The organism is Deltaproteobacteria bacterium (assembly GCA_011773515.1).
Taxonomy (GTDB): domain Bacteria; phylum Desulfobacterota; class Deferrimicrobia; order J040; family J040; genus WVXK01.
The window spans coordinates 101,579-122,093 of sequence record WVXK01000023.1; the positions used below are offsets into that span (position 1 = coordinate 101,579).

Below are 20,515 nucleotides of genomic sequence, written 5' to 3' on the forward strand. Positions count from 1 at the left end.
TTACTGTATTTTACGCCCAGACTTGTCGATGAACTCAGAAAGAGCTAAAGCGGAGGAGCCATGAAACCACAGAGAGGGAAAAACCGAAGAAAGAAGTTTTACATAGACAGGGAGATCCAGATGGGGATCACTGTCAGGTTTCTTGCTATTTTCCTCGCCTTCATCTTCCTGACCACCTGTGCCGTATTCATTCCATCGTCGATCAAACTCTTGAGCCATGCGCCCGCCGAAGAGCTCATCCAGCCGGCACAGGAGTTTCTGATCCTGAAAAGCAGGGTGTGGCCGATGGCATTGGTCGTAATGCTTGCGGCGGTGGTGTACACCGTAATTTTTTCTCACAGAATCGCGGGACCCATTCAGCGATTGAACTCCGAGCTGAGGAACATTATTTCCGGAAACTACCCGGAAAGAATACGGTTGAGGAAAAAAGATTATTTCAAGGAAACGGCATCGCTGCTCGAGGAGCTCTCGCAAGAAATGGAGGCAGGAAGGAACCGCCCTTTTTCTATAGATGCGGCTGACATTGAAAAACAGATCGAAAAGATCAAAAGATCCATCCTGGAGTCGCAGGCCGATAAGGAAGTGCTCGATGAGCTGGATACGGTGCGATCAATGCTGAAGGGCCAAAAATGATCTTGAGATTTCGGGGAGAAAAATCAAAAAAGGGATTCACCATCATCGAGCTGTCGATCGTGCTCGTGATAACGGGAATACTTGCAACGCTGGCAGTGACCACGTACTCTGCGCTGACAAAGAAGGCAAAAAGGGTCCAGGCAAAAATTGCACTGAAACAGCTTGCCAAGGCCGAGTATATTTATTTCTCAGAACACGACAGCTATACCGACGATTCCACCGTGCTTGACTTCGATCCCATAGTGTATGACTATTACACGATCACCGTTGAGGCATCGCAGCATGACTTCACGGGAAAAGCGGAGGGGAACCTGGACTCTGACAGCACTCTCGATACCTGGGTAATCCACAAAGACGGAAATCCCGTTTCCCTTATCCTCGATTAGCGCTAGAAGGAAAAAAATTGGATGGCGAAGCTCCGGAGGATGATATCGGAAATAACCGCTCCCCCGGCCAGGAAAGGGCCAAAAGGAACGGCCGTTTTCAAGTCGCCCTTTTCTTTCACCATGAGGTACACGCCGAACAGCGTGCCAATCACCGACCCGATGAAAATAGTTAAAATTGCCCCCTTGTAACCTGTAAACGCACCAACCATCCCGAGCAGTTTTATATCTCCACCGCCAAGGCCCTCTCTCTTGGTTATTCCTTCGTAGATAAGTGCCGTGAAATAGAGAATTCCACCCCCAACGACTATCCCGGTTGCCGAAAATTTCCATCCCTTGCCAAGGAGAAAAGAGACGATGAAAAAGCCCGCCACAAGACCTCCCAGGCTCAGGGTGTCCGGAATAATTCTCTTGTCGATATCGATGAAGGTCACCACGAACAGGATGGAGTAAAAAAGAAGATCCCTCAGGAGGAGAAAGGTTATTCCGTCGAACCGGTAGGCGAGAAAAAAAATGAGACCGGTGCACAGTTCCACAAAGGGGTACCTGGAGGAAATTCGAACTCCGCAGTTCCTGCATCTGCCCTTGAGAAGCAGATAACTGAGAATTGGAACGTTGTCCCTTGCCTGGATCTTGCTTTCACACGACGGGCACGATGAAGGGGGTCTGACGATCGACCTGCCCTCAGGCAGCCGGTGAATAATCACGTTGTAAAAACTGCCCATCACCGTACCGAGAAGAAAAAAGAAAAGAGAGGTTAGGCTTTCCATGCCCCTGCCTCGAGGAGCTTCCGGTAGAGTTCCCGGTGTTTTCTCACCATCTCCTTCTCTGAAAACTCGCTGATAAGATCCTCCTTCCCCTTTTCGAGGGCTTCCCTCTTTATCTCACCTTCACGCGCACGGATGATTCTTTCCGCTGCCTCAGAGGGAGAACGCACATCGATAAGAAAGCCGTTTACCCCATCCTCGACCACCTCTGCCGTGCCGTCCACCGCAGTGGAAACGACAGGAACGCCGGCAATCAGAGCCTGAGGAATAACCTTCGGAAGCCCCTCCCACAGTGAGGTCAAAACCAGGGCATCAAAGGCAGCGATCACATCCCGGATGTTTTCCACCCACCCCGGCAATAAAAAATTATTCCCGAGACCCAAGTCCAGGATATTTTTCATGATCTCGGAGCCCATTTCACCATCTCCAACCATCACGTATCTGAAGTCGTATCCTTTCTCTTTCAGCACATTTGCCATCTTCACAAAATCAAGCGGGGATTTTTGAGGCTTGAAACAGGCCACCATCCCCACGGTAAACTTATCATCCTCGAGACCCAGAATCTCCCTGCCCCTCTCCCGTGAGGGGTTTCCAAATTCCTCCGTGTTGAAACCGGATCTGATCAGCACTGTCTTGCCCGCGTCAAATATCCCGAGTCCAATGCCCCGCCTACCATTGTCTTCGGAAACGAGGACGAAGTAATCGGTGATACGCCCTACAATCCGTTCCACCATAATAAAGATCCGCCTTGCCAGGGATGATTGGAGGGGGTTGAAACCGAAACCGTGAACCGTATGGATGATAATCTCACACCCTGCCATAGCCGCGGCAACCCTTCCCACTATGCCTGCTTTCGAGCTGTGTGTATGAACGATAACCGGTTGTTTGGGAGACATCTTTTTCAGCTTCCTCAAGATGCGGAAAATCTTGAGCAGGGACACGGCATCCCAGAGCGGTTTGATCTCCCGGACGAGCTCTTTTACCTGATAAAAGGTGAGCCCTTCGATTCTTTCCGCCCTTCCGTCGAGCATGCCCCCTTTTCCGGAAATCAGATGCACCTCGAAGAGGTCCCGGTCAGCCATTTCACAGTTGATGAGCGTATTTTCCTGGGCCCCGCCGAGTTCCAGCAGGGTTATGATATGAACGAGTTTTGCCTTCATCAGAGGGTCATGTCTATCTTTTTCAACCATAGGGCCGTACCGGCGAATACCATCGCGTTTAAAAACAGAAAGAACAGCGCCATAAAGATGCCGGAAAGCATTATCGCAATCCCAAAGATGCCGCATATGATCGATGCTCCGTAGCTAAACAGCACCGTCTGCCTCACGCTCAGCCTCCATTTTCTCAGGCGGAGGGCAAAGTGATCCTTGCTGCCTTTGAATATCGACTCGCTTCTCCTGAGCCGGATGTAGGACACAAAGAACGTGTCAAAGAGAGGTACGCCGAATATGATAGCGGGCACGATAACAGCCAAGTAATTATGGGTTGCATACTGACCTATCATTGAAAAAGCACCGAGTAAAAAGCCGAGCAGCAGGCTTCCACAATCCCCCATGAATATGGAGGCAGGGTTGAAATTATACGGCAGAAAACCCAAACACGCACCCGCCAGGGCCAGGGAAAGGACACAGATTCCCATGTTCCCGTTTATCGCTGAGACGATGAACATGAACATGGCGCAAATAGAGCCGATCCCTACCGATAGCCCATCCATGACATCTATGATGTTGAAGGCGTTGATCAACAGTAACATCCACAAGAAAGTCAAGAGCACCTGGAGAAAGGCGGGGATAAAGACTATCTCGACCCTTATTCCCGATTTGATGAGGACGTATATGGCTATGAACTCACCCGTCAGCTTTGCACCCGGGCTGAGACGGCCGAGATCATCGATCAGGCCGACCAAAACGATAATGCTCCCTCCGAGCAGTATCCCCAGGATGTTGGAGTCGAACCTGTATACGAGAGAAATACCGATGAGGAAGGACAGGTAAATGGAAAGACCCCCGAAATAGGGGATCGCTTCTCTATGCGTCTTCAGCAGTTCATCGGGTGCATCCACCACACCGAAACGCTTTGCCGCATCGCGTGCGACGGGGGTGGTGTAGAAGGAAACGAGAAAGGATATGATAAAGGTAAAGAACAGTATTGTCGGCGACAGGGTCACTTCATCCCCTCCGTGTAAATCGAGACAAGCCGGTCGCCGATTTTCTCCAGGTCGTACCCTTTTTCAACGGTTCTCCTTCCCTCACTCCCCAATCGCGCGCGCAGCTCTTCATCCTCGATGAGCACCTTCAACTTTTCGTACCACTCCTTATTTGAATTCGCGAGAAACCCATTGACCCCGTCGGATATTATCTCACGGTTCACGCCGACGGGAGATGCTACGACGGGAACACCCGCGGCCATATACTGGAGTATCTTCAGACCACATTTTCCGCGGGAAAAGGGGTTATCCACGAGGGGCATAATGCCGATATCGAAAGAGCTCAGGGTCTCGGCCTCACTATCAAGATCCCATTTCACAAATGTCGTAGGCACTTTGTTTGCGGGTTTTCTTGCCGACACGATCACCAACTCACAACGATACTCAGAAAATATTCTCTTGAACGCAGCCGTTACAATATCGACATGATGGAAATTATAGGGCAGCCCGATCCACCCTATTTTCAACCTTCCATCTACAGCATGGTTTTTCTTCTGTACATATTTTTTCGTATCCACACAGGTTGGAACAAGGGCTGTTTTTTCATTGAACCTCCTCGCATAATCTTCCAGGTATCTGTTGCCGATAATCACCTTAGTTGCCATCTTTATCGTGGCAGGGTATTTCATCCTTCTACCGCGGGAAAGGAAAATCGCATCATCGAATTCGAGAATATACCCTCCCTTCAGAACTCTTATCAAAATTTCGAACACCGGCGGTAAACACGGAAAATATTCCCTCTCAATGGCCACGATATCAGCGTTAATAACGTGTCGAAAATCGATTATTCTTTTAAAAAAAGCTTTGATTCCCAGAATTCCCTTCAGTAGATATTTCGTGAATCCATTTTTTCCTTCAGCGAGGAGATATGAATCGGAAAAAGCAGGAATAATCTTGATTTCATGACCCCTCTTTTCGAACCAGTCCCTAAACTGATATATACGGTATCTGCTTGCAGGGCCGAGAATACTAGTCTTTGATAGGTAGATGATTCTCAACGCCCCTCCTCTATCCTTCCATGATATCAATTACGGATTTCGTTACCTCGGGACGGTCTATTGTGTCAAAACAGGTCTTATCCGAACAATCATCGAGGAAGCAGGGAGCACAGTCTGCTCCTCCCGAAAAAATCCTGACGGTACCCAAGGGGATGGGATGCCAACGAACAGGGTTTCCGGGTCCAAAAATAGCAACGACGGGAACACCGAGGAGTGCTGCGAGATGCATGAGGCCCGAATCTACCGTAACCATAACCTTCGCTCTCTCGATAATAGCCGCAGCGGTCTTGATATCTGTCTGGCCGACGAAGGTTACATATTTCCCCCTCATGTGCTTAGAAAGGGCCTTCATTTTACCCGTATCATTTGTCCCCCCCAGAAATACAGGGGTAGATCCCGTATGTTGGGACACGGATTCGCAAAGATCCGCCATTTCCCTGAATTCCCATTCTTTCGTGCTTCTTTTTCCAAATGGTGAAACGCAGAAATATTCCTCCGGAGCTGCATGCCCTATCGCGGAAAAACCATCTTCAATCCTGGCCATACCCTCCTCTCTGTCAGCTGCATCGAGCCAGAATTGAATAGGTGCGTCACCCCTATTTTTCGTTATTGGCTCGATAACCTTGAGCATCTCCCGATCCATCCTCTCTTTTCCAAATGTGCTATAGGAGATTGGATTGGAGAGAAACCTGGAATCAATGGAATAAGAGTAAGCCGCCCTGATCGTCGCCCCCGTCAAATATGCGAAAAAATTGTCCCGGATATACTGCGATAAGGGCCTTTGAAAATCGGGCGTGTGGAGATTCACGAAGAGATCGGGAGAAAGCTCCCTGATGACTCTCAGCAGCCTGTAGCCACTTTTTACTTTATTCCCTTGTCGAACATAAGGGATGAATTTATCTGCATAGGGACAACCAGAAAAAAACCTTTCCATTTTGCTATTTATGACTCTCACTATCTTAGCATCTCTAAATTCGTGCCTCAGCCGCGCCATAACTGGGATCGTCATTACGGAATCGCCGAGCCATCCTAGGTGAAAGACAACGATATTTTTTATCCCTTCTTTCATTAAACCTGGTCCCGGTGTATATTCTCTAATAAAGTTTATCGGCTAAAACCATATGAAATTTTCAGTTGTCATTGCAACATACAATAGAGAAGCCCTTCTAAAAAATCTACTCCGCTCACTTCAAAATCAGACATGCTCCGATATGGAAATTATCATTATAGATCAGAACAGAGATGATAAGGTTAATCAGACAATCAATCTTTTTCCTGAAATAGCCCCTGCAACTCAGATCATCAAGTCAGATAGTAACAATCTCAGTCTGTGCAGAAACAGGGGGATTGAGGCCTCAAAAGGGGAACTCATATTTTTCCCCGATGACGACGCGACCATCCCTGAAGCGTTCTTTGAAAAAGTTGTGGCCCGCTTTGAGAAGGATGGGGACACAGATTTCATCAGCCTACCCTTGCTGGAATGTGAATCGTCTTCCAGCAAAGATGAAAGGGATATATTTATAACCGAGAGGAACGCAAACTTACTGACAACGGCCTCGAGCGTGATATACAGGAGAAAGGTCATAGATAATACCGGACCTTTCGATGTACAGCTCGGCCTCGGTGGAGAGTTCGAAGCTGCAGAAGACCTCGATTACGTTCTCAGGGTGCTCTACAAAGAGTTTCACGGCTATTATCACCAGGGAACATTCGTGGTCCATAATAATCCTCTGACCCTTTACGATGTCAGTGCTGCCGAGCGGGCATACAGATATAACAGAGGTTATGGAGCCTGTGTTAAAAAACATTGGAAGCGTTACAACAACGCCAGTCTTCTCAGGCAGTCAGCCATCGATTCCCTCAAAAATATCATGGGAATGATACGCTATTTTCTTTCAGATCCGGGCAGATCGAGATATAATTTACTCAGCCTTAGAGGTAAGGTGGATGGTTTCAGAAGATACCGTTGAACCCCATAGAACTCCTTTTCACAAACAATGTAAATAGCCACTTCAGCAGACAGGGGATAGATTCTTCCCCGCATTTTAAGAATCCCTTCCGTTCGTGTTCATGGATTTACCGATTTACCCCTGACTCATAAGAATATCTGAGGCCCCAGTTGATGTCTTCTGAAACGATGCGCCAAGCTCCACCCTGTGAAACAAGATCATCTCACGAGGAAGAAGGAATAATCTTGTCAGCGTTATGATCAAAAAATTTCGATGTATTTAAATCTGACCCTCCTGACCGGTTATGACAGGACAATTTTCCTCTTATTTGTGGGGTCTACTTTGTGTTCCCATGATAACCTTCTCCTGTCGAGAGCCTCTCGAACTACCCGTAAGTGATTTTCAGACTGCAGTTGATAGTCGAGGACGGACGTGTTGTCCCCGTGAATTCTGTAGCAGTAGAGGACTTTTTTCAGGTGGGAAAAGCTGGTGACCTCACTCAGTTTAAGATACATATCATAATCAACAGCGTTTTTAATCTCCCTGTGAAATCCTGGCGTTCTATGCCAGTAAAGGCTCCTGAACATTCTGAAATGATGAACAATCATAGACTCGAGAAGGATAATCGGGTCATAATCGGGCCATGAAAACCCGGCGCAGACAAATTCTCCCTTTTCATTAATGATTTCATAATTGGAATAAACAAGGCCGAACTCAGGATGTTTTTCGAGAAAACCAACGGTAATCTCGACAGCTTCCGGTTTAAGCACATCGTCACTATCGAGCTGGCCTACAAACTCTCCCCGGCACATTCTCACCGCACGATTTGAAGCACCACCTATTCCCGCATGGGGAATCCGCTCTATTCTTATCTTCTCATGCTTGCTGTACTCTTTATGCAAGAACTCGTATGTCCCATCTGTCGACCCATCATCGCAAATACACAATTCCCAATCATCATACGTTTGTAAGATAACGCTCTCTATTGCCTCGCTGATAAATTTTTTTGAATTGTACGAGGGCATATAAATTGAAACTCTCGGAACAAATCCGTTCTTCCTTCTTTCTCTCCTCATGACGGGAATCTTTCTCTCAAGGAGATTTTGCGTTTTTTCCCTTCCCTCTTCTCTCTTCGCCACATCGGGGTGATTTTGATGAAATGCCCGAGCAGAATTTTCGGGAATGATGTAGGCACCTTTCAGATACATCCTGTAAAAAAACTCGATATCTTCTCCGCCCCAGAATGTGAACTCCTCATCGAAAAGCCCCGCTTTCACCGCATATGCTTTACGGAAAGATACATTCCCTCCAGAGGCATAGCGATAGGGCTCCAGGGACTTTCTCAAAAAATCTGTCTTTTTATAAATTCTATCTCGCCAATCCAGATACGGCTCGTCTTCGTCTCTGATACTTTCGGGCGCCATGGCCCGTCTCCTGGCAAATTGACTCCTTACTTCCTTCTCGATTTCAGAGGGCTCCAATCCGGCAGGATCGATAAATCCTCTGTCTCCTACCACGACAATGTTATTGTTGCATACATGAAACCACTGTGCGTGCGAGCTTACAAACTCGGGAACCGGTATCATGTCGCAATCGAGGAGGATAACCACTTCGTTCGTCGACTCACTGATGCCCAGATTCCTTACAGCTGCGAGGCGGTAACCCTCATCATCCTGTTTGACATGACGCACATTCAAAACATTTTCGTACTGAGAGATAATATTTTCATAACCTTCACTGCTTCCATCATCGGCAACGATTATTTCCATGAGATCACGGGGATAGTCCTGATACGTAAGTCCTCGAAGACTCCTATCGAGTTCAACTGGCCTGTTATACACGGGGATTACTATCGAAACAGCTATTTTCGGCGTAAATGTTCTTTCCCGTAGAGCAGATTCGATAAGGGAATAGTCATTAGGAAAGCCTATTTCATAGGGAAAAACTCTGACTTTTTTTAAATTTTTCCTTTTTGCCTTCAGAGAAACATACCTTCTTACCTTTTCGTATATATTTACGGCGCTGTTCTTGGCAATCTTCAGTCCATCTAACGGCTCTAACTCGCCTTTGCAAAGATAATACTTCCCGCGAAACGGATGCATGGCGATATAGAGCAAAAGCTTGCTGTACGATTGGATGACGACAACCTCTTCCTTTCGGTTTGCCAGCAACTCCCTCGATAGGTACCGTAGGGGATTTTTCCTGCAAATTTTTACTCCCTTAGCTCTTAACCTCTCCTTTATATCGTTGCCAACCTCCCTGGATTCGATGAGAAATACGTTCTCCATGAAATTCTCAGATGAAAGAAGGAGTTCTCTTATAATGCTTTCATCGAGCATACCGACAAACAGATATTCTCCTGGCCTCACCATGCCAGACCTCTTAATGCCTTCACTTTCAATGAAAAAGTCTAATCCGACCATAACCGACACTTGGACGATTTACAGATGGGTATCTTATTCGATAGATTATATTTACTATTTCGATCGTCCTTTCCCTTTTGAAAATATAGCCCTCTTCACCATTTTCAACATATTTACAATTGGTTCAGGAAAATGTGTGACTATTACATTTATCAATGAAAGCCTTGAGACTTTCCAGATGCCTTGTCTTGCATTCCTATCGAAAGGATCTCTGATAAAGGCTCGCCAAAAAAGGTTCAAAGCGATATTGTAGTTTTCTTTTTCAAGCATTATATCCCCCCAGTAACTATACCCTCGGATGGAATTCTTTCTATCTTTACAATGAATATTTTTTAAGACATCAACCAGTGAAACGCCATCTCCACACTCATCCATGATCTGGAGCCGGTCCCTACCAAACTTTCTTCTTTCCCTTGCCAGTTCAACAGCCATAGAGGCATACTCATCTTGTATTGCTTTTCCAGATACAGAAATCGACTCTACGTTGAGTCTCCATTTATAGAGAAACTCGGGTATGTTTGCCATGTCGTAATATTCTGCAATACGAAGCCATAGATCATAATCCTGAGATGCTTGAAATGCCTCTCTGTAATAACCGACCTTTTCGACACACTCTTTGCGGAACATGACCGAACCATGGGCAAACCTGTTTCCTTCCAGCAGCTTCTCTCTTAACTCGACTGTATCCGATATCGGCCTCTCCTCATCGACGACATTGCCTTTTTCATCAATTCTCAAATAATAGGTACCGACAAGGCCAATATTCCTGTGGCGATCCAGAAAATCCACCTCCTTTTCCAACCTCTCGGGAAGAGCAATGTCATCGGCATCCATCCGCGCTACATACTCGCTCCGGATCATCTCGATCCCCCTGTTCAGTGACCGGGTGAGCCCGAGATTCATCTCATTCTCCACGACCCTGATTCTTCTGTCACGGTAACCCTGCAGGATACTTCCCGTGCCGTCCGTTGAGCCATCGTTGACGATGAAGAACAAAAAGTCCTCAAAGGTCTGATTCAGGATGCTCTCAACGGCCTCCCGCAAATACCGTTCCCCGTTGTAGACGGACATGAGTAAGGTAACTTTTGTGTTCTCCATGATTGTTGCACCGAGTTATTCCTGAAAATTTCAGAACGCCAACCTCGCTATTTTCTTTATCCCTCTCGCAAAAAGAGACAATAATCTGGAAGCGGCCATGTCATCGATTTTTTGCATCATTTTTTTCTTTTGCAACTCAATCAAAAGTTTTTTGTCAAAATCCGTCCTTTCCTTGAAATCGTAATCCACAAAATTCTTACTGTCTCTGCCATAAAAATATTCCGCTCTCACATCGTAACCGGGAAGATAGAGGAGCCCTATATCATCTTTGTGCTCGTAAAGGTTATTTTCCAGGATATGCCTATACAGGGGGCTGTTTGGAATCCCGACAAAAACACCGAAACTGTACGAGTAGGGCTTCAAATCGTCAATCAGCTTCTTCGTTAGGAGGAAATCTTCATATGTCTCTCCCGGGACTCCCGTGATGAGGCTGCAATAAGCCCGGATATTGTATTTAGTTGCAAGGCATACCGCTTTCTCAATCTGCTCGATCGTTATCTTTTTGTTCAACATATCAAGAATCCTCTGGCTTCCGCTTTCAACCCCGAGATATACGGCTCCGCATCCCGAACGGCTCATCTCCTCAACCAAGCCCTCATCCGTGAGAGTGTCTACTCGTGTTTCGCAGGCCCAGGAAATATCGATGTTCTTCTTCCTTAATTTGCTGCAGAAATCTGAGACTCTCTTCCCGTCTAACGTAAAGTTATCTTCTCTGAAATAGATACCTCTCGCTCCGTATTCCCTTACCAAGTATTCGATTTCTTCAACAATTCTCAAGGCGCTAAAGGAGGTATAACGTCGCCCCCAGATCGAGCACACAGAGCAGAAGTTGCAGTCGAAAGGACAACCTCTGCTCGTGTTCATGGTGAACACCGGTTGCACATCCATCCACGGGCATGTGTAATCATAGGGAAGTCCATTGAATATGTCCCACGGCTGAAATGGGAGGTGATCCAATTCTTTCAGCGACTCTTTTCTAACAACCCTCTCCCTCTCTTCCCCCGTGATAACATCCAGAATTACCTTTTCTCCTTCCCCTTGAACCACGTGATCCACAAATTCCGGTATCGTTTCCGGGGCGACACTCGCATGGGGTCCCCCCACAATGATTTTCCCTCTCCACTCGCCCCTTTCCCGTAGTTTCTCGAGCGAATGAGCCATTCTGAGCGTGTCACGGAAACAAATTGTGTTTGCGTGTATCGCCACGATATCAATATCTTTCTGTTTCATGAACCCTGATTCGATAAAATCCGTCGGCCGAAGATAGTTATCTATGAAAAATACCTTATGCCCCGCATTCCTGACGATTGACATGAGGAATCCGACTCCCAGCGGAGGTCTTTTTTCATCCGTAAAAAATGGGCTTACCCGGGGCGCGGCTGATGTTGTAAAGAGTATATTCATATCATTTGGCCGTTAATTCGATCCAGGCTTGCAGGCGGAAAAAAACAGCCTGTTTTTGAAGATCCGGATCTTCTCAAATCCCACATTATCCAGAAAATCATGTAACTCCCCTTTTGTGCAGATGTGACGATGGAACTCATTCCCTGCACAGAGGGTGTCGGCTTCATCTCTCGTTTCCGGGAAGAAGGAACTACCAACCAATATCCCCCCCGCTTTTAACAGACGATAAGTCTCGTAAATATATAACGGTATTTCCTCCCGGGAAAAATGCTCAATGCTCTCCATTGCTGTTACGACATCGAAGCTACCATCCTTGAAAGGCATGTTTAAAACCGAGGCTCGAACGTAGAAAGTTTTACCGGTATTCCATAACCTTCTCGAAAATGCGACCGAAGTACCGTCTATGTCAACACACGTCACGCAATTGGCGATACCGTCGAGCAGATATCCACCCCATCCAAGCCCGCTGCAGGTCTCGAGAATGTTTTTTCCTTTTCCAAAATACATAGCGAGCCCATACCGCAATAACATTTGCTTGTACCATCCACTGGACTGAAATTTCTCGTTGGAGGGAATATCCCTCTCGCCCACCAGTTCCATATCGACATCGCTTGTCTTTAGCTCGAGAATCTCGGTAACCCTGCTGTTGTGCCGAATGTATTTCCTGTAGATCCTGCGGAGAAAAATCTCCTCATTCGTCGCAGTGTAATCATTTTTGTGAGCTGCTGAGAACTTCTTCGTGCATGCCCGGGAGAAATCTTTTAAATATTTGAACAATGAGAACTCCACTCCGTTAATCAATCTCAGTTATGTCATAGGTCACGGCAAGAAAGTTTCTTCCTGTCGCGTAATCAACACCCTTGAATTCTACGGGGATTCTCCACCAGAAGAGAAGTTCGCCACGACCTTTGGACCAGAGTGCAACACTGACATTCCCGTTTGTATCGTTTATGCGAATATCTCTTATGACAATCTCTAACCGGTGGTTTCCTTTTTTAAGATCGATGAGTTTATCGTAGGCCCTATTCGTGGCCTGGAAGTAAAGTCCCTTCTCGTCGTCGCTAAATATAGCCGTATCTATATCCACGTCAGGATAATCTACTCCGGAATCGTATCTCATAGAAAGGGAAAAGGACTCTCCAGGAAACAGAACATCGCTATTGAATTCAATATCGGTAAAAGCTATGTTCTCATTCCCCGTGCAGATAGCCTCGATGCCGGTTTCTCCGTCATCAGAAAACAGGCGCTTGTATTCCCTTATTCCATCAGGTACGTTGTCAAAAAGCTTCACCTTTCCACCGTTTAAGAGAATGAGTCGCTCGGCGAACGTGGAGATAACGTGCATATTGTGGGAAACAATGAGGGTCGTCATTCCGTTCTTTTTCATTTCTCCGATCTTGTCGAAACATTTTTTCTGGAAGCCCTCATCCCCCACAGCCAGTACTTCATCGATGAGGAGTATGTCCGGCTCGCAGTAAGCTGCAACAGCGAATCCCAGACGAACAAACATCCCGCTGGAATAGTGTTTGACCGGAACATCGATGAAATCGTGAATACCGGCAAAGTCGACTATGGCGTCGAGCTTTTCATCCACTTCCCTCTTCGCCATCCCAAGAATGGCTGCGTTGACGTAGACGTTCTCTCTTCCTGAAAGGAGAGGGTGAAATCCAGCACCGACAGCGATAAGCGCTCCCATCTTGCCTCTGACAGATATTTTCCCCCTGTCGGGCCAGAAAATTCCATTGAGCATTTTCAAAAGAGTCGTCTTGCCGGAACCGTTCGGGCCGATGATTCCCAGAGTCTCTCCCCTTCGCATCTCAAAAGAAACATCGTCGACAGCCCAGAACTCTCCTTTTCGCAGGCGCGCCGAGTGGGAAGAGAGGCCGACCGTGTTTCTTGCGATATCCCATATCCCGTAGAGCATAGACCTCTTTATGGATTTGCAATATTTCTTCGAAACATTCTCTACTTTTAGTGCGAAACCATCTTTCATTTTATACTCTTTCCGTAACCCTCGTTTCCGTCAGGTGAAAAACGATGATGCAGAAACAGGAAACGGCAAGAGACAGGAAAACAGCGAGGATATAACCGCTCTTTTCCCGAACAGTACCCGAGAGCATCAAATCCCGGGGAACTGACACCAGGTAATAGAGGGGATTATATGTTGAGATCAACGCGAGCAGGCCAGACGCAGGCTTCGGGTAAAGAACGGGCGTTATGAACATGAGAAAGGTCATAACGATGGATAGTGCATTTCCCACATCCCGGACAACCGCGTTCAGCAGTGAAAAAATGAAGCCGAGTCCCACGGAGAGGACTATCAGAGGGAGCAGGAGGAGAGGGAGAAAGACCACGTTCAAGCTGGGAGCAAATCGATAGTAAACGCAGAGAGCGAGAACGAGGGAAAACTGTATGATAAATGCGACGATAGACCGTCCCTGTGATGCCAGAACGAGAGACTTCTTGGAGAAGTTTATCATGACGATCATCGATCCGGCCTTAACGAGGGCATCACCCCCCGAAACGAGGCCCGCCGAAAAAAGCTGCCACAGGGCAACGCCGAGGAGGCCGTAGATCGCATAGGGAGCATCAATGGGACCGATGGCGAAAACCCCTGAACGGTTGAGCAGAACGAAGGTCCCGACGCTGACCAGTGGGATGATAAAGCTCCAGAAGACGCCGATGAAAGACTGCTTGTAGAGCGATATGAAATCTCTCTTGAAGAGTTGGTAGGTGAGCCACCTGTTGGCCGAAATATCCTCGACGATCTCTGAAAAAACGGACAGGTAGCCCTTTTTCAGAGAGTTGTCTGGCTCATACGTGAACATTTTCACCTTTTCTCGTCCCATAGTATCACGATGGTCTTATTTGAAGTCCCTTTTCGAAAAAATGAAGTTCGAAATGAAAATGAGTAGCACGAGATAAAAGAAGAAGTAAAGGAATACGTAGCCTATCTTTCCTGCATCGAGGTGTACCCCGTAAACTGCCACGTTCTTGAAGTTGAAGTTCTCAAGATTCGGAAGTATGTAATACACGGCGAGGGGCAAATACTTACCAAGGAGCGTCTCCGCCCTCTCGCCAAAATATTTCAGGTCAGGGCTCAGGTGCCCGATAAAAAATATCGAAAGGGTGAAGATGGCACTCAAAGTAGTCGTTGTGAAGGAAGAAAACAGCATGGCAACGGCCGTTAGGATCAGCAGCTCGAGGTAGATCATAAGAGCGACGAAAAGAATCTCCATACGGATGTGCCCGCTCTGCACGAATGTGGTCAAAATGAGGCCAGAGGTCATTGCAAGGTTCGTGAGAAAAATCGTGACGGAAAGCCCCGAGAACTTACCGATCAAGAATGCGAACCGGGACACCGGCTTTGAGACGATAGCGTAAATGGTTTTTTTATCCACCTCTTTGCTGACAAGGGTAATACCGACGAAGATCGCGATAATCGCCCCAAAAATGTGCACGCATGCAAGGCCCACATTTATGACTACTCGCTCGAAATCTCCCAGGGACAACTCGGCGATGAAGTAGGACAGGCCGATCAAAAGGATAGCGAACATGAGGAGGCTGTAAAGTATACGATCCCGGATAGTCTCCCTGAACGTATTGACAGCGATCGTCCCGACGCTCATGCAACTACCCTCCAACCTTTTCTATGAAGAGTTCTTCGAGATTTACCCTTACCGGAATGATGGCCGTTATGTTACCCCTTGCGTCTCGTGCCGCGTCGATCACCCTGTTTGCCGACACTTCAGAGGGAACGTGAAATACGAGGACGTTCCCCCGTAAAAAATGTGATACGAACGAGGCGTTCAATGCAGCGATGAGCTCATCGGTTCTCTCGATCCCCTCAACGCAGATCTCATAGTATTTAATGGCCTCTCGTCCCAAGAGATCACCGATCCTGCCCTCTGCAACCTTTCTCCCTCTGTGAAGAATGCACACTCTGTCGGCAAGGAGTTCAACATCGGAAATTATGTGGGAGCTGAAAAAAACCGTTTTCCCTCTATTTTTCAAATCCCGGATCAGCTCCCTGATCTCCAGCCTTCCGATAGGATCGAGACCGGACATGGGTTCGTCGAGAATCACCAGTTCCGGGTCGTTTATCAGAGCCTGAGCCATCCCTATTCTCTGAAGCATACCCTTCGAAAACTTCCGGAGCTGCAGGTGAATCGCATCTTTCAACCCCACGATCTCCAGTAACTCTTCTGCTCTTCTCTCCCGTTCCCCTTTTTTCAAACCGAAGAGGTTCCCGCAGAACATGAGGATCTCCCAGGCGGTGAGGTATTCGTAAAAATATGGGTGCTCCGGCAGAAACCCTATTCTCTTTTTCTGCTGCACGTTACCGAGTGGCTCATCGAATATCCTCACCTCTCCTTCTGTAGGATATATGATGGAGTTGAGAATCTTAATCGTCGTGGTTTTACCAGCCCCGTTCGGACCCAGGAACCCGTATAGTTCGTTTGTATGCACGGATAGAGATATCCCATCGAGGGCCACAAAGGGCTTGAGAAAAAATCCCATTCGGTAAATTTTTTTCAGTCCCGTAATCTTGATAGCCTCTTCCATCTCAATATTCCCCGCAACGCTTACCTTTTCTTGTAAAGCCGTAATCTCTCTTTTACAATCGAACTCTTCACGTTCCCCGTATCTCTCTCTATATAGTAATACCCCCCAAATGGCTCCTTCGGTATCTCCCCGAGCAAGCCCAGTCTCACCAGATCACCCAAGGTTTCCGGGCTCTTTCCCTTGATATTGCTGTACTCATTTGCGGCGATCTGGAGAAGGTTCAAATCTCTTTCAACGACGACCCGCTTCATCCTGCCCTCGATTTTTTCCCTCAGTACGGGATCTTCAGTCTGATTATACATCTTCTCCAGAAAAGCAAGCGCCGTATCGGGTTTATTCGCCTCAGAAAGCAGCCGCGAGGCCAGAAAAGGGAGATAGGCAGGGGAACCGGGTAACTTGCTCGCCATAATGATGTACTCCGACGCCAGGTCGAATTGCTGGAGATAAAAAAAGTAATTAAAGCCGATATAGAAAGGAAACCTCCACCTATCGGGGAGATTTCGCATCCCCTTTTTTAGGACGAGGATGCTTTCATCGACAAAGTCACGATGGGAAGCGAGGATGATCCCTCCAAAAAGATAGGCCGTCTCGAACTTCCTATCGAGAGTAGTGACGAGGTCCAAAGAGCGGTACAACCAGTCGAGGCCGTTTACGGTATATTGCTTTTCCCCGGCATATTGAACGCACCTGAGCCAGGTGACATCACTGACGAACGCATCGAAACCCAGTGAAAATCTTTTAACAGCATCCACATCGGGAAGAAAGATGTATTTTGCCTGCGAGATTTTTGTTCGGTTGTCGATAACCATCTGCGTTGTTGCCGAGGATATAACGAGAACAAGGGCTATGAACAGAACCGGGAGAGAACGTATCTTCATATCGAGCTCTTTATTCTCGTTCATCGATTTTTACCCGTAAGTCATTCAACGTCTGATCATCAAGCATAATCAGTTTTTCGGCATACGTGTCGAGTCCTTTAAGCCCTGCGTATTTTTTATATACAGAGAGGGCCCTCTTGTAAAGAAAGCTCGCCTCTTCCTTTTCTCCTCGTATTTCTCTCATTTTACCAAGAAGGTAATATCCAATGGCAAAATTCGGCTCCGTTGATACGGCTTTCACCAATATCCGCTCTGCTTCACCGTTTCTGCCTGACTTCGAAAAGAGAGTCGCTAGATTTTTCATCGCAAAAACATTGTGGGGTTCGATGACGAGTTGTGCGGAATAGAGGCGGATGGACTCCTCATCAAGGTTCCCCACTTCATCATTTGTATAGAGCCCTCTATGTATTCCCTGCTGCAAGAGAAAAGCCTTCCTTCCGCGGAGCGAAGCGGACCTCTTCTGTCTTCGTAATGCATTTTCCACCTCGTAAATCGCCATCTTAAAGTGAAATATATCCCCTTTTTTCAGAAACGTTCGGTAATGAATCGCCCCTTTCGTCTCATGCTTTCTCCCGTCCAGAAAGTCAGCAGCAGTTGCCACGCGCAACAACGTGATTGCAGAATCGAAGCTGCCCATGCGCGCCTGCCGCTCCCCCAGAGAGGAAAGATAGAAAGAGCTGACCGTAGCCGTACAGTAGGTCACCGAGGCGACGGTAAACAGGGCGAGGGGTACCTTCATCCCCTTCCGGAGAACTGCCTCCTCCCATTCGATTTCGGCTTCACCGATATAGAGCCCCACAATGGCAAGCATGACGAGAGGCAAAGCGAAGGTGTGATAGAGCGAATCGACTGAGGCATGCACCAAAAATGATGCCCCCGCACCGAACGTGATCGCTCGCAACGGGTGAGGGACGCTTCTCGGCGGAAAGATGATCTTCAGGAGCAGCGAGATCACAAATCCAAGGTAGAGGATCAATCCGATCACCCCCTGTTCAACGAGAACCTGGAGGTGCTCGTTGTGCAGGGTCCGAGCCTTTTTTCCATACAGCGACACGGCTCCGGCAACGGGAGATTCATATTGATCGTAGTAATATTTGAAGTTGCCGAGACCGACCCCGAGGGGATGGTCCGACACTACACGCAGGCCCGCATCGTAGATGCTCAAACGAGAATACCGGTAAGCGTCTGCCCGCGATACTACTCTTTCCCGCAGGGGATTGGGAAGGACAGCGAAAAGGACGAAAAATGAGAGGATGATGGCAAGCGCCTTCCATCTCAGACGGAAAAACAGAACCAGCGAGATGCCGGTAAGGCACGATATGGCTGCACCTCTCGACTTTGTGAGGATAAGAGCTGCAAGAGACAGGAGGAAGAAAAATATGTAGATACCTTTGTCCCTCACCCGATCTTTTCCAAACAGGGCCAGTGCGATGAACACGATGGAAGAGATGCTCATCAGCTCACCCATGAAATTCGGGTTGAAGAACGACCCCGCCGGCCTCGGGTCGTGAAGGACGAACCTCTGATAGAGTTGTAATCCCATCCCCACGATCACTGACAGGGAGAGGAAAAGAGCAAGATGGTGAATTCTAACCGTACGCCGTCTTGCGGCATCGGTGATCAGAGCGAAAAAGGATAGGCACACCATGATATTTATGGCCCACTGAAGCGAGGGCCAAGGGGCTGAAGCGATCGCTCCGTTTACGAAGGATATGAGAGTATAGGAGGTGAAAAAAAAAGCGGGAGGGTGAAATTACGGGGGATTCCAAACCCACCTCTTATGAAACATAACGCCAGGACGAGAATTGTACCCACCCTTATGAGAAAAGTGGGCAACGGGGTGGTGCCACCGTTCACGAGGGAAAGTCCCAGCAATAAAAAAAGTGGCAGAGAGGAAAATACATTCCCCTCTGCCACTTGGTTCTCACAAACAATAGAATTCATCAAACCCTACACGTCGTTTGCAACGTTTACCAGAGAGTTCAAGTCGTTGATGGTCCATGAATCTAGGTCGGCATCGTTGTCTATGTTCCCGATCGCCCCAGCGGTGAACTGGTTTTGGCCCACGTCGATATTAGCGAGACCAGCCGTGTCATCGATAGTATCTGTAGATATGATAGAAAAATCAGAGCCTGGCCCCGGAGGGGTCGCGATTCCCTGATCCCCGCCGAGAGCATAGTCGTAGCGCTGACTCGTCCCCACGGGTTCCCAGTTGACCGCGTCGAACGTATTGTAGGTGCTGTACTCCCCAAAGTAAGATGTCTCAGCGGTGTATACCGCCTTCAGGTTCGTCTTCGCCTCGGACTGCTTCGACTTTGCCTGGAACTTAAGAAAGTTGGGGATCGCTATCGCCGCGAGAATACCGATAATCGCCACAACGATCATCAGCTCGATGAGGGTAAAACCTTTTCTGCTTCTCACTCTTTTAATCATTTTTTCCTCCTTGTTGGGTATTGTATAAGTCTGATCAGATCCGTTCAATTTTTTTTTCCTCCTTAACGAAATATTTACCCAATCAATTTTCAACAATCGTGCCAAAATCTATCCGAAAGAGGTTAAAACAAATTATCTTTTTTTTTCAAATGTTTGTCGGATTTAAAAAAAAAGACCGCGACGTTCGAAGGTCTGGGATTGGCAAATTGTGACAAAATTTGTCAGGAAAATGGAACCTATGTGACATTTTGCGTCCGTAAATTTTAAATGTCATCGATTAGATTTACAAGGTTCTTTATCTGGTCAATCTGCCAGATATCGTACGTTACATCCTGATCCAGGTTTCCCCAAGAGTATGCGCTGAACGATATGTTATCCGCCCCGGGTGTGATGCCTGCCGGAACGGGGTCGCCGATGCCGTACAGTTCACTTCCGACGGAATATGTGTAGTATTTGAGGGTACCCACGGGAACCCACCGTATCGTTGAAAAACTAGCAGAATACATGTCGAATTCGGCATAATATGAGAGCTCGCAATTATATATGGCACCGAGGTTCGACTTTGCTTCTGATTTCTTCGTTTTCGCCACGAAGTTGTTGAAGTTGGGAATTGCAATCGCCGCAAGAATACCGATGATGGCAACGACGATCATCAGTTCGATGAGGGTAAAGCCATTCTCATCTTTCTCAATTTGAATCATTATCTTTTCCTAGATTCGTCTTAGGTTTGAATTGCGTGCATAAAACATGCCCAGCTAATCCTCTACAGGAAAGCCC

General features: G+C 47.4%; 19 protein-coding genes and 1 pseudogene. 3 read left to right on the top strand and 17 right to left on the bottom strand.

The features are described 5' to 3' along the window. Positions 1-60 precede the first annotated feature (60 nt). Positions 61-633 carry a hypothetical protein gene (locus tag GTN70_03115; protein NIO15982.1) on the top strand — a complete coding sequence of 191 codons (573 nt, stop codon included), beginning with the start codon at positions 61-63 and terminating at the stop codon, positions 631-633. Beyond that, the gene (locus GTN70_03120) at positions 630-1,019 is read left to right on the top strand and encodes a prepilin-type N-terminal cleavage/methylation domain-containing protein (GenBank protein ID NIO15983.1); all 390 of its coding nucleotides are present in this window, start codon (positions 630-632) and stop codon (positions 1,017-1,019) included. Before GTN70_03115 ends, GTN70_03120 begins: the two co-directional genes overlap by 4 nt. A 2-nt stretch (positions 1,020-1,021) precedes the next feature. Here the strand turns inward: GTN70_03120 and GTN70_03125 are convergent, their stop codons facing one another. The 5 genes from GTN70_03125 to GTN70_03145 are packed head-to-tail and all read right to left on the bottom strand — an operon-like array spanning position 1,022 to position 6,056. Further along, positions 1,022-1,786, bottom strand: coding sequence for a prepilin peptidase (locus GTN70_03125; protein NIO15984.1), 765 nt, complete (start codon positions 1,784-1,786; stop codon positions 1,022-1,024). Next, on the bottom strand, positions 1,774-2,943 hold the full coding sequence (locus GTN70_03130) for a glycosyltransferase (GenBank protein NIO15985.1): 1,170 nt from the start codon (positions 2,941-2,943) through the stop codon (positions 1,774-1,776). Before GTN70_03130 ends, GTN70_03125 begins: the two co-directional genes overlap by 13 nt. Beyond that, a complete protein-coding gene (locus tag GTN70_03135) occupies positions 2,943-3,950 on the bottom strand; it encodes a hypothetical protein (GenBank protein ID NIO15986.1) in 1,008 nt (335 codons plus the stop codon). The genes GTN70_03130 and GTN70_03135 overlap by 1 nt, the downstream gene beginning before the upstream one ends. Continuing rightward, the gene (locus tag GTN70_03140) at positions 3,947-4,987 is read right to left on the bottom strand and encodes a glycosyltransferase (GenBank protein NIO15987.1); all 1,041 of its coding nucleotides are present in this window, start codon (positions 4,985-4,987) and stop codon (positions 3,947-3,949) included. Before GTN70_03140 ends, GTN70_03135 begins: the two co-directional genes overlap by 4 nt. A gap of 10 nt (positions 4,988-4,997) precedes the next feature. Then, entirely contained in the window at positions 4,998-6,056 is a 1,059-nt protein-coding gene (locus GTN70_03145; protein NIO15988.1) for a hypothetical protein, read from the bottom strand. Between the two features lie 52 nt (positions 6,057-6,108). Here GTN70_03145 and GTN70_03150 point away from each other — a divergent pair, with 52 nt between their 5' ends. Further along, positions 6,109-6,957, top strand: a complete 849-nt coding sequence (locus tag GTN70_03150) for a glycosyltransferase (GenBank protein NIO15989.1) — start codon at positions 6,109-6,111, stop codon at positions 6,955-6,957. A 281-nt stretch (positions 6,958-7,238) separates the two neighbouring features. Here the strand turns inward: GTN70_03150 and GTN70_03155 are convergent, their stop codons facing one another. From GTN70_03155 to GTN70_03210, 12 genes and pseudogenes are all read right to left on the bottom strand, one after another. Continuing rightward, positions 7,239-9,308, bottom strand: coding sequence for a glycosyltransferase (locus tag GTN70_03155; GenBank protein NIO15990.1), 2,070 nt, complete (start codon positions 9,306-9,308; stop codon positions 7,239-7,241). Positions 9,309-9,413: 105 nt separating this feature from the next. Beyond that, on the bottom strand, positions 9,414-10,457 hold the full coding sequence (locus tag GTN70_03160) for a glycosyltransferase (protein NIO15991.1): 1,044 nt from the start codon (positions 10,455-10,457) through the stop codon (positions 9,414-9,416). A gap of 30 nt (positions 10,458-10,487) precedes the next feature. Next, the gene (locus tag GTN70_03165) at positions 10,488-11,771 is read right to left on the bottom strand and encodes a radical SAM protein (GenBank protein NIO15992.1); all 1,284 of its coding nucleotides are present in this window, start codon (positions 11,769-11,771) and stop codon (positions 10,488-10,490) included. 102 nt (positions 11,772-11,873) lie between these two features. Continuing rightward, entirely contained in the window at positions 11,874-12,638 is a 765-nt protein-coding gene (locus GTN70_03170; GenBank protein ID NIO15993.1) for a methyltransferase domain-containing protein, read from the bottom strand. A 16-nt stretch (positions 12,639-12,654) separates the two neighbouring features. Next, positions 12,655-13,854 (bottom strand): ATP-binding cassette domain-containing protein, encoded by a 1,200-nt coding sequence (locus tag GTN70_03175; GenBank protein ID NIO15994.1) that lies wholly within the window; start codon positions 13,852-13,854, stop codon positions 12,655-12,657. Position 13,855: 1 nt separating this feature from the next. After that, entirely contained in the window at positions 13,856-14,695 is an 840-nt protein-coding gene (locus GTN70_03180) for an ABC transporter permease (protein NIO15995.1), read from the bottom strand. 30 nt (positions 14,696-14,725) lie between these two features. Further along, positions 14,726-15,490 carry an ABC transporter permease subunit gene (locus tag GTN70_03185; protein ID NIO15996.1) on the bottom strand — a complete coding sequence of 255 codons (765 nt, stop codon included), beginning with the start codon at positions 15,488-15,490 and terminating at the stop codon, positions 14,726-14,728. A 4-nt stretch (positions 15,491-15,494) separates the two neighbouring features. Further along, entirely contained in the window at positions 15,495-16,427 is a 933-nt protein-coding gene (locus GTN70_03190) for an ATP-binding cassette domain-containing protein (protein NIO15997.1), read from the bottom strand. Positions 16,428-16,447: 20 nt separating this feature from the next. Beyond that, positions 16,448-17,329, bottom strand: coding sequence for a hypothetical protein (locus GTN70_03195; protein ID NIO15998.1), 882 nt, complete (start codon positions 17,327-17,329; stop codon positions 16,448-16,450). Then, positions 17,316-18,848 carry a hypothetical protein gene (locus GTN70_03200; GenBank protein ID NIO15999.1) on the bottom strand — a complete coding sequence of 511 codons (1,533 nt, stop codon included), beginning with the start codon at positions 18,846-18,848 and terminating at the stop codon, positions 17,316-17,318. The genes GTN70_03195 and GTN70_03200 overlap by 14 nt, the downstream gene beginning before the upstream one ends. Positions 18,849-19,555: 707 nt before the next feature. Beyond that, positions 19,556-19,738 (bottom strand): annotated as a pseudogene (locus tag GTN70_03205) (prepilin-type N-terminal cleavage/methylation domain-containing protein). Between the two features lie 263 nt (positions 19,739-20,001). Then, positions 20,002-20,439 (bottom strand): prepilin-type N-terminal cleavage/methylation domain-containing protein, encoded by a 438-nt coding sequence (locus tag GTN70_03210; protein NIO16000.1) that lies wholly within the window; start codon positions 20,437-20,439, stop codon positions 20,002-20,004. Positions 20,440-20,515: the final 76 nt, after the last annotated feature.